Origin of the sequence: Pseudomonas sp. G2-4, from assembly GCF_030064125.1 — a bacterium.
Taxonomy (GTDB): domain Bacteria; phylum Pseudomonadota; class Gammaproteobacteria; order Pseudomonadales; family Pseudomonadaceae; genus Aquipseudomonas.
Window position 1 is genome coordinate 4,748,599 of the sequence record NZ_CP125957.1, and the last position, 13,158, is coordinate 4,761,756.

Genomic DNA, 13,158 nt, shown 5'->3' on the forward strand with positions numbered 1-13,158 from the left:
ACGGCGGGGTATGCTTGGCACAACCGTTGTTCGACCTGGAAGCCACCATGACCACCCTCCTGACTGTTCGCCCCCGCGCAGAAGATGTCGAAGGCCAGCCGATTCTTCGCCCATTGCCATCCGCCAAGTGCCGCAGCGTCGGACCTTTCGTGTTTTTCGACCACATGCTGCAAACCACCTACCCGGCCGGCAAAGGCATGAACATCCGCCAGCATCCCCATATCGGCCTGTCCACCCTCACCTACCTGTTCGAGGGAAAACTCCAGCACAAGGACAGCCTGGGTTCCGATCAGGTGGTGGATGCCGGGGATGTCAGCTGGATGACCGCCGGCAGCGCCATTGCCCACGTCGAGCGCACGCCCGAAGCACTGTTGGGGAGTGATTTCGTCATGCACGGGTTACAAGTCTGGCTGGCCTCGCCCAAGTCCCACGAAGAGGGGCCTGGGCACTACAGCCATCATCCGGCACCCAGCCTGCCCGTCAGCGATAACCTGGGGGTGAGCATCCGGATGATCGCCGGGTCAGGCTTTTGCCTGGAATCGCCGGTACCTGTGCTGTCTCCTACGCTGTATGCCGAACTGAACCTGCAAACCGCGACGACCTTGCTGATTCCTACCGAACATGAGGAACGGGCCCTGTATGTCTTGAGCGGCGAGGCGTTGCTGGAGGGCGAGCCGGTGGAACCCCACTCGTTGGTGATACTGCCGGCTGGGGAAGAGATGACGTTGTTTGCGGGCAGTGACTGCCATGCCGTGCTGTTCGGCGGCGAACCGCTGGATGGGCCGCGGCGGATGAACTGGAACTTCGTTTCCAGCGATCCGGCCCGGATCGATGAAGCCCGCCGACGCTGGGCGGCCGGGGACTGGCCGAGCGTGCCGGGGGAAAGTGAGCGGATCGAGTTGCCCTGATTTCAGGATTGCTTGTCAGGCCGCCATCGCGGGCAAGCTCCCACATTGTATTTGAGTGATCACAGAATGTGCGTTCACAGCGGATCATTGTGGGAGCGAGCTTGCTCGCGATGGCTTTATGTCAGACAACAAGAGCATCAAATCCAGAAGCCGAGGTCAGCCCTTGAACACTTCATCCAGCAAGTTATGCATCGACCTGAAGGCACGCGCGGCGACCTTGGCGTCGTACATCATCTTGCCCGGCACATTGGCCTGCGGGTCGGTGAACGAGTGCACCGCGCCGCCGTAGCTCAGCAGTTGCCAGTCCACCCCGGCCGCATTCATTTCATCTTCGAAGGCCGGCAGTTGCTCTTTGGGTACCAATGGATCCGAGGCACCGTGCATCACCAACACCGAACCCTGGATGTTTTGCGCATCCGCCGGGTTCGGCGTATCCAGGGTGCCATGGAATGAAATCGCGGCCTTCAGCGGTGCCCCAGTACGGGCCAGTTCCAGGGCGCAGCAACCACCGAAGCAGAAACCGAACGTGGCCAACCTGGACGCATCGACCTGCGCTTCACCTTGGTTTTGCAGTTGCTCAAGCGCCGCCTGCATGCGCTTGCGCAACAGGGCCCGGTCGTTCTTGAGGGGCATCATCGCCGCCCCGGCCTCGTCGGCGCTGGTCGGGCGCACCGTCTGCCCATACAGATCGGCAATCAGTACAACGTAACCGTTGGCCGCCACTGTCTTGGCGATATCCTCGGCGCCAGCACCGACGCCCATCCAGTTCGGCGCCATCAACAAACCAGGGCGCGAGCCCTGCTGGCTAATGTCGAAGGCCAGACGGCCTTCATAGGTTTGACCTTCGATCTGATAGACCAGTGAACGAACCGTAACCTGACTCATGACGGACTCCTCTTTAATCGGAACACCAGAAATGAAAAAACCCGCCGAAGCGGGTTTTTCCTGCACTTGATTAAGCTGACAGTTCAACCAGCAGCTTGTTCAGGCGACGCACATACGCCGCCGGGTCCTTCAAGCTGTCGCCAGCCGCGAGGGCTGCCTGGTCGAACAGGATGTGCGACAGGTCACCGAAACGCTCTTCGCTCTGCTCGTTGTCGAGTTTTTCCACCAGCGGGTGGGCCGGGTTGAATTCGAAGATCGGCTTGGAGTCCGGAACCTTCTGGCCGCTGGCTTCGAGGATCTGGCGCATCTGCAGGCCGAGGTCCTGCTCGCCGATGGCCAGGATCGCCGGAGAGTCGGTCAGGCGGTGAGAGACGCGCACTTCGCTGACAACATCACCCAGGGCAGTCTTGATCCGCTCGACCAGACCTTCCTTGCTCTTGGCGACTTCCTCGGCGGCTTTCTTGTCTTCTTCCGAATCCAGGTTGCCAAGGTCCAGGTCTCCACGGGCCACGTCGACAAAGCTCTTGCCGTCGAACTCGTTGAGATAGCTCATCAGCCACTCGTCGATGCGGTCAGTCAGCAGCAGCACTTCGATGCCTTTCTTGCGGAAGACTTCCAGGTGCGGGCTGTTCTTGACCTGTGCATAAGTTTCACCGGTCAGGTAGTAGATCTTGTCCTGGCCTTCCTTGGCGCGGGCCAGGTAATCGGCCAGACCGACGATCTGCTCGCCATCGTCACCCTGGGTCGAGGCAAAGCGCAGCAGGCCGGCGATCTTCTCTTTGTTGGCGAAGTCTTCGGCCGGACCTTCTTTCATCACCTGGCCGAAGTTCTTCCAGAAGCTCTTGTACTGCTCGGGCTCGTTCTTCGCCAGTTTTTCCAGCATGTCCAGGACACGCTTGGTCAGCGCCGACTTCATGGAGTCGATGATCGGATCTTTCTGCAGGATTTCCCGCGACACGTTCAGCGACAGGTCGTTGGAGTCCACGACACCCTTGATGAAACGCAGGTACAGCGGCAGGAATGACTCGGCCTGGTCCATCACGAACACCCGCTGCACATACAATTTCAGGCCGCGGGGCGCTTCGCGCTGGTACAGGTCGAACGGCGCACGGGCCGGCACGTACAGCAGCGAGTTGTATTCCAGCTTGCCTTCGACCTTGTTATGGCTCCAGCTCAGCGGGTTCTCGTAGTCGTGGGCGATGTGCTTGTAGAACTCCTGGTATTCCTCGTCCTTCACCTCGGTGCGTGGACGCGTCCACAGGGCACTGGCGCGGTTGACGGTTTCCCATTCCACTTCAGGCTTTTCTTCGCCTTCGGCAGCGGTGACTTCCTTCGGCAGCTCGATTGGCAGTGCGATGTGGTCGGAGTACTTCTTGATGATGTTGCGCAGGCGCCAGCCATCGGCGAACTCGTCCTCACCGGACTTGAGGTGCAGCACGATGCGCGTACCGCGGTCAGCCTTGTCGACCGTGGCGACTTCAAACTCGCCTTCGCCCTTGGACGACCAGTGCACGCCTTCGCTCGCAGCGAGGCCGGCACGGCGGCTGAACACTTCGACCTGATCGGCCACGATGAACGCGGAATAGAAACCAACGCCGAACTGACCGATCAGGTGGGAATCTTTTTTCTGATCGCCGGAAAGGTTTTTCATGAAATCGGCGGTGCCGGACTTGGCGATGGTGCCCAGGTGCGTGATCACCTCTTCGCGGCTCATGCCGATGCCGTTGTCTTCGAGGGTGACGGTTTTCGCGTCCTTGTCGAAGCTCACACGGATTTTCAGCTCAGCGCCGCCTTCCAGCAGTTCAGGCTTGGAAAGGGCTTCGAAACGTAATTTGTCGACAGCGTCAGAGGCGTTCGAAATCAGCTCGCGAAGGAAAATTTCCTTATTGGAATACAGCGAGTGAATCATCAGGTGCAGCAGTTGCTTCACCTCGGTCTGGAAGCCCAGGGTTTCCTTTTGAGTTTCCACGCTCATGGTCATCAAACTCCAAGTGGATGGTGGTGTCCGCCTCGCTGAGATTGGCGGCGGGATGTCCTCAAGGTGGGGGCAACGGTGATGATTTCAAGGGCAGTCGGGTTTTGAGGGCTCCTGGATCTTGAAATGCGCCCGGGCGGTGGCGATGGGCTCGGCTTCGACGTCCTGCCAGGCGGTGATCGCCACGTTGGCCACGCGCCGCCCCTGACGCCAGACCTGGCACTTGGCATAGGTGTCGCGAAATTGCCCGGCGCGCAGGTAATCCAGGGAAAAATCGATGATTTTCGGCACGCCCGGGGCGCCAGTGGCGATCAATAAATGAACGGCAGCCGACAGCTCCATGAAACCGGCAATGACCCCGCCATGGATCGCCGGCAGTAAAGGGTTACCAATGTTGTCCTTGTTGGCCGGCAGCCGGAACAGCAGTTCATCACCTTGGCGTGTGCACTCCACGCCAATCAGTTGCGCATAGGGAATCGAGGCCAGCAGCAGCGCGTAGTCGCCCCGTTCACAGGCCTGGCGCAGGTGTTCCTCAGTGACATCGCTCATGGTCTGTCTACGATGGCCGCTGGGCCACCCCTCTTGAATCCTCTGGCGTGGTCGCCCAGGCGCATGAAAGTGCCCACCACATGGGCGATGGGTTGCTCGGGGTCGTCCTGCCAGGCAAAACCCCGGCTGAAGATCACGTCCGGGGTGACCCGGTAGCACTGGGCGAAGCCATAGATGTCCTTGTGGGGCTCGGCGGCGTGCATGTAGTCGATGCGCAGGTCCAGGGTCGGACAGACCTCGAACTGCGGCAACACGCACAAGGTCGACATGCCACACGCGGTGTCCATCAATGAAGTCAGCGCCCCGCCGTGGATGATCCCGGTAAGGGGGTTGCCGACGATCCGGGGGCTGTAAGGCAAAATCACGGTCAATCCTTCGCGACTGGCGCTGTGCAGCTTCAAGCCCAGTACCTGGCAATGTCTCAGTGCGGATAAAAAGCGTGTCGCACGCTCAAAAACGGGATCATCGGCCATTGGAATTAACACTCCAGTTAGTCATGAGGCCTGGTAACAGCCCCCTCCATAAAGTTCCATTCCTGGGCAACGTTATATATCTGTAACGCAGCAGGAACTTAATCTGAGGGGCGGCGTTCAAAAGGCCAGTAGTTATTTCCATAAGGAGAAACACCCCATGCGTAAGACTTTTGCTATTGCCTTGATGTTGGCCGCCTCCCTCGGTCTCGCTGCCTGCGATAAAAAATCCGAGGACAAAGCTCAAGATGCCAACCAACACGCTGAGCAAGCTCAGCAAGACATGAACAAAGCACAGGATAAAGTGAACGACGCGGCGAAAGAAAACGCCGAAGCCGCCAAAGCTCAGGCTGAATCGAACGAAGCCGCTACGCAGGAAGCCCCTGCTACCGCGCCTAAAACCAACTGATACGGTTTTAGCGAAAAAAGAAAACCCGCCTGGTGCGGGTTTTCTTTTGCCTGCGATTTAGCCGATCGTTCAGGCGGCTTCCTTGCCCACTTCAGGCAATGGCGCCTCCGTAGGGGTATAGACCATCACGTCCAGCACGTCGGAATGAAACTCCCGCTGGTACAGCACAAACACCACGCCGGCACTCATCAACATGAACAACCAGGGGCTGACGAACCACGCCAACATGGTCATGCCGAAGTAATAAGCGCGCAGGCCGAAGTTGAACTGGTTGGCGGCCATGGAAATCACCCGCGCCGCTCTTAGTGCAAAGGCCTTGCGCTCCTGCTCAGATACATGACGCTCACCGATCATCGGCGCCGACCCCACCAGGACCGCCGCGAAGTTGTATTGGCGCATGCACCAGCTGAAGGTGAAGAACGCATACACAAATACCAACGCCAGGCAGAGCAACTTGACTTCCGCCATGCCTTGGGAGGCTTGCTGCACCATGGGCAGGTCGGCCAGCAACGACACTGCACGATCCGACGCCCCGAGCACCGTCAGGATACCGGCCAGGATGATCAGCGTGCTGGAAGCGAAGAATGAGGCGTTGCGCTCCAGATTACCGATCACGCTGGCATCGGCGATGCGGTTCTCGCGTAACAGCATGCGGCGCATCCAGTCCTCGCGGTACAGGTGCATCACGCTGGCCAGGCAAGCGGTGTCGCGAGCCTTCCAGGTGGCATAACGGGTATATCCGCCCCAGCAGATGATGAACCAGACGGCGGCAAGGAGATGGATCAGGTTGGCTTGGATGAATGACATTCGATTTCCTGTGTGTCTAAAAACATGACGTCTAAAGCCAGACTTGCCTTGAAATGCCGACCTGTGGGAGCGAGCTTGCTCGCGATTGCGGTCCATCAGACACGTTGATGTTGACTGATATGGCGCTATCGCGAGCAAGCTCGCTCCCACAAGGTTCTGTGCAAGCCTTTCAAGATACTGCTTCGACGTTAGTCCACGGAAAAAGACACCGCACCCAAAAAAAATGCCCCGTATCGATTGAGACGGGGCATTTCGGTTTCTATCGGTGGCGCTGTTGTAGCCGCTTAGGCCAAGGCTTCGCTGCGCTTGCCCAGCAGGCGGTCGCACACCACGGCAACCGCCAGGGTCATCACCGAAGGCACCAGCCAGGCCAGTCCCTGCTCGCTCAGTGGCAGGTGGGCCAGCTGCGTCGGCATCCAGTCCGCCAACCCGGCGCCTTTGAGCGCATCGATCAGGCCGAACAGGAACGACACCAGCATTACCGGGCCGACTATGCGCCCCTGCTCATGCCAGAAGTCCTTGCAGAAACTCAGGGCCACCAGGGCGATGCACGGCGGGTAGATCGCGGTCAGGACCGGAATCGAGAACGCGATCAGCTTGGTCAGGCCCAGGTTGGACACCAACAGCGAAAACGCCGCCAGGATCACCACCAGGGTCTTGTAGGACAGCGGCAGGACGCGGCTGAAGTACTCGGCGCAGGCGCAAGTCAGGCCGACCGCAGTGACCAGGCACGCCAGGGAGATCAGCACGGCAAGGAAACCGCTGCCCAGGCTGCCGAAGGTGTGTTGCACGTAGGCATGCAGCACAGCCGCACCGTTACTAGCGCCCGCGGCCACTTCATGGCTGCCGGAGCCGAGGCGGAACAGGCTGACGTAGACCAGCGCCAGGCCCACCCCGGCGATCAGCCCGGCGATGATGGCGTAGCGGGTGATCAGGGCCGGTGACTCAACGCCCCGGGAGCGGATTGCGTTGACGATGACGATGCCAAACACCAAGGCGCCCAAGGTATCCATGGTCAGGTAACCATTGATGAAACCTTGGGAGAACGGCGCCGCGACGTATTCAGGTGTCGCCACACCGATATCCCCGACAGGCAAGGCAAACGCGGCGATGCCCAGCACAGCCAGGGCGATGATTTTCAGCGGCGCGAGGAAGCGTCCGACGGTGTCCAGCAAGCGACCCGGATAGAGCGAGATAAAGAACACCAGCAGGAAATACACAGCGCTGTAGAGAAACAATGCCAGAGGGCTTTCGCCGGTCAACGGCGCCAGGCCGACTTCAAACGAGACGGTGGCGGTACGTGGCGTGGCGAACAATGGACCGACAGCCAAGTAGCACACCGCCGCCAGCAAACCACCGGCGACTTTGCCGATGGGGCTGCTCAAGGCGTCCATCGCGCCACCGACCTTGGCGAGCGCAACGACCGTGATGACCGGCAAGCCGACCGCCGTGATCAGGAACCCCAGCGCCGCCATCCAGACATGAGGCCCGGACTGCAAACCAACGATAGGCGGGAAGATGATGTTGCCAGCCCCGACGAACAGGGCAAATGTCATGAAACCAAGCGCCAGGATGTCCTGGCCTTTCAACACTTTCATTAAGGAAACCACACTACTGAATCGGAATTTAGAGAGGGATTTCCCTTATGGGTGAGGGAAATGCTGCCGATCCGTATAAGACCGACCCGTTTAGCGCGTCGCTTCCTTGTGGGCAGCGGTCGCAAAAATGGCTGCTAGCCTAACGAATTTGCATGAAAAACGCACTGTTAAGGGGCGAAGTATCCGATACACGACATTTTAGTGTCGCGTTTACGACTCTATTTTTCGGCTCGCCCCGGTTGATGGGTCGCTATATGCCCCGTGGCGAGGGAGCTTGCTCCCGCTGGACTGCGCAGCAGCCCCCATACAGAACAGGCGACCGTATCTATATACAGACGAAACGCGTTACCTGGTTTACGACTGCTACGCAGCCGAGCGGGAGCAAGCACCCTTGCCACAAAAGCCACCGCCACAGCACATGAATTCTCAAAGGCCAGAAACGACAAAGGCCACCCGAAGGTGGCCTTTGTTGCTGGAACGAAAAGGTCAGCCGAAGCTTACTTCTTCATTTCCCAGCCAGTCAGCTCGGCCAAGGCCTTGCCGATGTCTGCCAGCGAACGCACGGTTTTTACACCTGCGTCTTGCAGAGCAGCGAATTTCTCGTCTGCAGTGCCTTTGCCGCCAGAGATGATTGCGCCAGCATGGCCCATGCGCTTGCCCGGAGGAGCAGTCACACCCGCGATGTAGGAAACAACCGGCTTGGTCACGTTTGCCTTGATGTAGGCAGCCGCTTCTTCTTCAGCCGAACCGCCGATCTCACCGATCATCACGATCGCTTCGGTCTTCGGGTCTTCCTGGAACAGCTTCAGGATATCGATGAAGTTCGAACCCGGGATCGGGTCACCGCCGATGCCGACGCAAGTCGACTGACCGAAACCGGCGTCAGTGGTCTGCTTCACAGCTTCGTAAGTCAGGGTGCCGGAACGGGAAACGATACCGACCTTGCCTGGCAAGTGAATGTGACCTGGCATGATGCCGATCTTGCATTCGCCTGGGGTGATCACGCCTGGGCAGTTAGGGCCGATCAGGGTGATACCCAGCTCGTCGCACTTGACCTTGGCTTCCAGCATGTCGATGGTCGGGATGCCTTCGGTGATGCAGACGATCAGCTTGATGCCGCCGAACGCTGCTTCAAGGATGGAATCCTTGCAGAAAGGAGCTGGAACGTAGATCACGCTGGCGGTGGCGCCAGTGGCAGCTACAGCGTCTTTCACGGTGTTGAAGACCGGCAGGCCCAGGTGCTCGGTGCCGCCTTTGCCCGGAGTTACGCCGCCAACCATCTTGGTGCCGTACTCGAGCGCTTGCTGGGTGTGGAAACTACCTTGCGAACCGGTAATACCCTGGCAGATAACCTTGGTGTCTTTATTGATCAGGACGCTCATTATTTGCCCTCCGCAGCTTTAACGACTTGTTGAGCAGCGTCGGTCAGGCTGGTAGCAGCGATGATGTTCAAACCGCTTTCTGCCAGTACTTTAGCGCCCAGCTCAGCGTTGTTGCCTTCGAGGCGAACAACAACCGGGATTTTCACGCCGACTTCTTTCACGGCGCCAATGATGCCTTCGGCAATCATGTCGCAACGAACGATGCCGCCGAAGATGTTGACCAGTACCGCAGCGACGTTAGTGTCGGACAGGATGATCTTGAACGCTTCGGTAACGCGTTCCTTGGTAGCACCGCCGCCTACGTCGAGGAAGTTGGCTGGCTTGCCGCCATGCAGGTTGACGATGTCCATGGTACCCATGGCCAGGCCGGCACCGTTGACCATGCAGCCGATGTTGCCTTCCAGGGCTACGTAGTTCAGTTCGAACTTGGCAGCGTGCGCTTCGCGCGGATCGTCTTGCGACGGATCGTGGAAAGTCTTCAGCTTAGGCTGACGGTACATGGCGTTGGCGTCGATGTTGATCTTGGCATCGAGGCAGTGCAGATCGCCGTCGGCCTTGATCACCAGCGGGTTCACTTCCAGCAGTGCCAGGTCGTGGTCCTGGAACAGCTTGGCCAGACCTACAAAGATCTTGGCGAATTGAGTGACCTGCTTACCTTCCAGGCCCAGCTGGAATGCCAGCTCGCGACCCTGGAATGGCTGAGCGCCAACCAGTGGATCGATGGTGGCCTTGAGGATTTTCTCAGGGGTATCGTGAGCGATTTTCTCGATGTCCACGCCACCTTCGGTGGAGGCCATGAACACGATACGGCGGCTCGAACGGTCAACGACAGCGCCCAGGTACAGCTCTTTAGCGATATCAGTGCACGATTCAACCAGGATCTTGGTGACTGGCTGACCGTTGGCGTCAGTCTGGTAGGTCACCAGACGCTTGCCCAGCCATTGCTGTGCGAAGGCTTTGGCGTCTTCTTTGCTGCGAACCAGCTTGACGCCGCCCGCTTTACCGCGACCACCGGCGTGAACCTGGGCTTTGACAACCCATTCGCTGCCGCCGATTTTGTCGCAAGCTTCTGCTGCCGCTTCCGGGGTGTCTACCGCGTAGCCGGTGGATACTGGCAGGCCGTACTCAGCGAACAGCTGCTTACCCTGATACTCGTGAAGATTCATGCTTATTACCGTCTTCGTTAGGTACTGCGCATTCGGTGCTGCACCGTTCTGGTGCCGCACCACCTGTGACTGCTGCTTGCGTAGCTTTCCAGTTAACCGGTGCAGCTACGCAAGGCTGCGTCCAGCGGATATTCCGCGGTGAGTCTTGCTCGCAAGGCTCACGACGGGCCATACCGCCGTGGTTTCTTATTGTCTATTAACGCTTCTTGCGGTTGGCCACGTGGATGGCGCCGCCATTTACGGCCAGGGCCGCTTCGTGCAAGGCTTCGGACAGGGTCGGATGGGAGAAGACCATCATGCCCAGATCTTCAGCGCTGGTGCCGAATTCCATACCGATCGCGCCTTGCTGTACCAGCTCGGCAGCGCTTGGGCCAATCACGTGAACGCCCAATACGCGATCCGTCTTGGCATCGGCGATGACTTTCACAAAACCGCCGGTGTCGTTGGCTGCCATGGCACGACCACTGGCGGCGAACGGGAAGGTGCCGACGTTAACTTCAACGCCTTCGGCTTTCAAGGCCTGCTCGGTTTTACCAACCCATGCGATTTCCGGGTGGGTGTAGATAACCGATGGGATCAGGTCGTAGTTCATCTGGGCCTTGTGGCCCTTGATGCGCTCGACAACCATGATCCCTTCTTCGGACGCCTTGTGCGCCAGCATCATGCCGCGAACCACGTCACCGATGGCGTAGACGCCCGGTACAGTGGTGGCGCAGAAATCGTCAACCTGGATGAAACCACGCTCATCCAGCTTCACTTCACAGTCGGCAGCCAACAGGTCGGTGGTCACCGGACGACGGCCGACCGCAACGATCAGCTTGTCGAAGGTGATGGTCTGTTCGCCGTTGGCGTCGGTGTAGTTCACCACGACTTCTTCGCCGTTGACCTTGGAGCCGGTCACGCGAGCGCCCAGCTTGATGTCCAGACCCTGTTTGGTCAGGGTTTTCAGTGCTTCCTTGGAAACCGCGGCGTCAGCGGCCATCAGGAAGGTGTCGAGGGCTTCCAGCACGGTCACTTGCGAGCCCAGGCGCGACCATACCGAACCCAGCTCGAGGCCGATCACACCAGCGCCGATCACGCCCAGGCGTTTTGGCACGGATTGGAATTCCAGGGCGCCGGTGGAATCGACGATCACGTTCTGGTCGACCGGAGCCGGTGGAATGTCGATCGGACGCGAACCCGGTGCCAGGATGACGTTTTCGGCTTCGATCACTTCAACCGAGCCGTCTGGCTTGGTCACTTCGACTTTCTTGCCCAGCAGCAGCTTGCCGTGGCCCTGGATCGAGGTCACGCCGTTGGCCTTGAACAGGGTGGCAACACCGCTGGTCAGGTTCTTGACGATGCCAGCCTTGCGGCCAACCATCGCGGCGACGTCCATTTTCACTTCACCGGTGGAAATACCGTGAACGTTGAAGCTTTCTTTCGCTTCCTTGTATTTCCAGGAGCTGTCCAGCAGCGCCTTGGAAGGAATGCAGCCGACGTTCAGGCAAGTACCGCCGAGGGCCAGTTTGCCCTCGCCATCGGTGTATTTCTCGATGCAGGCAGTGGTAAGGCCCAGTTGCGCAGCCTTGATGGCCGCTACGTAGCCGCCAGGGCCCGCACCAATCACTACCACGTCGAATTTCTGAGTCATGAGTCATTCCTTTTCGAATCAAACCGGACGATCACTTGTGATGACCGTCGAGGGACGAAACCGGTTGTTTCAGCAAGAGGCCGGTCGACAGACCGGCCCTCGCGGCGAAAATCAGATATCCAGCAGCAGACGAGCCGGATCTTCAAGCAGGTTCTTGATGGTAACCAGGAAAGTCACGGCTTCCTTACCGTCGATCAGGCGGTGATCGTAGGACAACGCCAGGTACATCATCGGACGGATAACGACTTGGCCGTTGATCGCCATCGGACGCTGCAGGATGTTGTGCATGCCCAGGATCGCCGCTTGCGGCGGGTTGACGATCGGGGTCGACATCATCGAACCGAATGTACCACCGTTGGTGATGGTGAACGTACCGCCGGTCATCTCTTCGATGGACAGCTTGCCGTCACGGGCCTTCTTGCCGAAGGTGGCGATGCCGCCTTCGATTTCGGCCAGGCTCATCAGTTCGGCGTTACGCAGGACCGGAACCACCAGGCCACGGTCGCTGGAGACCGCAACACCGATGTCGGCATAGCCGTGGTAGACGATGTCGGAGCCGTCGATCGACGCGTTGACGGCCGGGTAGCGTTTCAGCGCTTCGGTGGCAGCCTTGACGAAGAACGACATGAAGCCCAGGCGTACGCCGTTGTGGGACTTCTCGAACAGATCCTTGTACTTCGAACGCAGGGCCATGACTTCGGTCATGTCGACTTCGTTGAAAGTGGTCAGCATCGCCATGTTCGACTGGGCTTCGACCAGGCGCTCGGCAACCTTGGCCCGCAGGCGGGTCATCGGAACGCGTTTTTCAACGCGATCACCGGCAGCGAATACCGGAGCAGCGGCGGCAGGTGCAGCAGGCTTGGCCGGCGCAGCGGCTGGCGCGGCCTTCTTGGCGGCAACGGCTGCAACCACGTCTTCCTTGGTCACGCGACCGCCCTTGCCGGTGCCGGCAACGGAAGCGATGTTGATGCCGTTCTCTTCGGCGATCTTGCGAGCGGCCGGGGCAGCGACTGGATCGTCTTCGCCATCGGCGGCTGGAGCAGCGGCCTGGGCAGCGGCAGGAGCAGCAGCGGCGGCCGGAGCAGCGGCAGCAGCACCGCCCTCTTCGATCGAGCCCAGTACCTGGTTGGACAGGACGGTAGCGCCCTCTTCGGCAACGATTGCGCCGAGCACGCCGTCAGCTTCGGCCAACACTTCCAGAACGACTTTGTCGGTCTCGATGTCGACGATCAGGTCGTCACGCTTTACAGCATCGCCAGGTTTCTTGTGCCAGGTGGCAACGGTGCCATCGGCAACCGATTCCGGGAATGACGGGGCTTTGATTTCGATAGCCATTATCTGTGGGTCCTTAAAATTCGGTTTCAGTCAGCACGAAG

12 protein-coding genes are annotated in these 13,158 nt (G+C 59.3%); 2 read left to right on the forward strand and 10 right to left on the reverse strand.

The features are described 5' to 3' along the window. Nucleotides 1-47 precede the first annotated feature (47 nt). Nucleotides 48-908 (forward strand): pirin family protein, encoded by an 861-nt coding sequence (locus QNH97_RS20685; RefSeq protein WP_283553683.1) that lies wholly within the window; start codon nucleotides 48-50, stop codon nucleotides 906-908. 156 nt (nucleotides 909-1,064) lie between these two features. Here QNH97_RS20685 and QNH97_RS20690 read toward each other — a convergent pair whose 3' ends face one another. The 4 genes from QNH97_RS20690 to QNH97_RS20705 all read right to left on the reverse strand — a co-directional run bounded on the left by QNH97_RS20690 (nucleotide 1,065) and on the right by QNH97_RS20705 (nucleotide 4,790). Next, on the reverse strand, nucleotides 1,065-1,793 hold the full coding sequence (locus tag QNH97_RS20690) for a dienelactone hydrolase family protein (RefSeq protein WP_283553684.1): 729 nt from the start codon (nucleotides 1,791-1,793) through the stop codon (nucleotides 1,065-1,067). Between the two features lie 70 nt (nucleotides 1,794-1,863). Next, a complete protein-coding gene (htpG, locus tag QNH97_RS20695) occupies nucleotides 1,864-3,768 on the reverse strand; it encodes a molecular chaperone HtpG (RefSeq protein ID WP_283553685.1) in 1,905 nt (634 codons plus the stop codon). A gap of 87 nt (nucleotides 3,769-3,855) precedes the next feature. Then, entirely contained in the window at nucleotides 3,856-4,317 is a 462-nt protein-coding gene (locus tag QNH97_RS20700; RefSeq protein WP_283553686.1) for a PaaI family thioesterase, read from the reverse strand. After that, on the reverse strand, nucleotides 4,314-4,790 hold the full coding sequence (locus tag QNH97_RS20705) for a PaaI family thioesterase (RefSeq protein ID WP_283553687.1): 477 nt from the start codon (nucleotides 4,788-4,790) through the stop codon (nucleotides 4,314-4,316). The genes QNH97_RS20700 and QNH97_RS20705 overlap by 4 nt, the downstream gene beginning before the upstream one ends. Nucleotides 4,791-4,947: 157 nt before the next feature. Here QNH97_RS20705 and QNH97_RS20710 point away from each other — a divergent pair, with 157 nt between their 5' ends. Further along, the gene (locus tag QNH97_RS20710) at nucleotides 4,948-5,196 is read left to right on the forward strand and encodes a hypothetical protein (RefSeq protein WP_283553688.1); all 249 of its coding nucleotides are present in this window, start codon (nucleotides 4,948-4,950) and stop codon (nucleotides 5,194-5,196) included. Between the two features lie 69 nt (nucleotides 5,197-5,265). Here the strand turns inward: QNH97_RS20710 and QNH97_RS20715 are convergent, their stop codons facing one another. The 6 genes from QNH97_RS20715 to odhB all read right to left on the reverse strand — a co-directional run bounded on the left by QNH97_RS20715 (nucleotide 5,266) and on the right by odhB (nucleotide 13,117). Then, entirely contained in the window at nucleotides 5,266-6,003 is a 738-nt protein-coding gene (locus QNH97_RS20715; RefSeq protein ID WP_283553689.1) for a DUF599 domain-containing protein, read from the reverse strand. A gap of 284 nt (nucleotides 6,004-6,287) precedes the next feature. Continuing rightward, a complete protein-coding gene (brnQ, locus tag QNH97_RS20720; protein WP_283553690.1) occupies nucleotides 6,288-7,601 on the reverse strand; it encodes a branched-chain amino acid transport system II carrier protein in 1,314 nt (437 codons plus the stop codon). Nucleotides 7,602-8,098: 497 nt separating this feature from the next. Continuing rightward, entirely contained in the window at nucleotides 8,099-8,983 is an 885-nt protein-coding gene (gene sucD / locus QNH97_RS20725) for a succinate--CoA ligase subunit alpha (RefSeq protein ID WP_014339581.1), read from the reverse strand. Beyond that, nucleotides 8,983-10,149, reverse strand: coding sequence for an ADP-forming succinate--CoA ligase subunit beta (gene sucC / locus QNH97_RS20730; RefSeq protein ID WP_003179235.1), 1,167 nt, complete (start codon nucleotides 10,147-10,149; stop codon nucleotides 8,983-8,985). The genes sucD and sucC overlap by 1 nt, the downstream gene beginning before the upstream one ends. 196 nt (nucleotides 10,150-10,345) lie before the next feature. Continuing rightward, complete coding sequence (gene lpdA, locus QNH97_RS20735; RefSeq protein WP_283553691.1) at nucleotides 10,346-11,782, reverse strand: dihydrolipoyl dehydrogenase; 1,437 nt, start codon at nucleotides 11,780-11,782, stop codon at nucleotides 10,346-10,348. A gap of 111 nt (nucleotides 11,783-11,893) precedes the next feature. Next, nucleotides 11,894-13,117: a 2-oxoglutarate dehydrogenase complex dihydrolipoyllysine-residue succinyltransferase gene (odhB, locus tag QNH97_RS20740; protein ID WP_283553692.1), complete on the reverse strand. Its 1,224-nt coding sequence runs from the start codon at nucleotides 13,115-13,117 to the stop codon at nucleotides 11,894-11,896. Nucleotides 13,118-13,158: the final 41 nt, after the last annotated feature.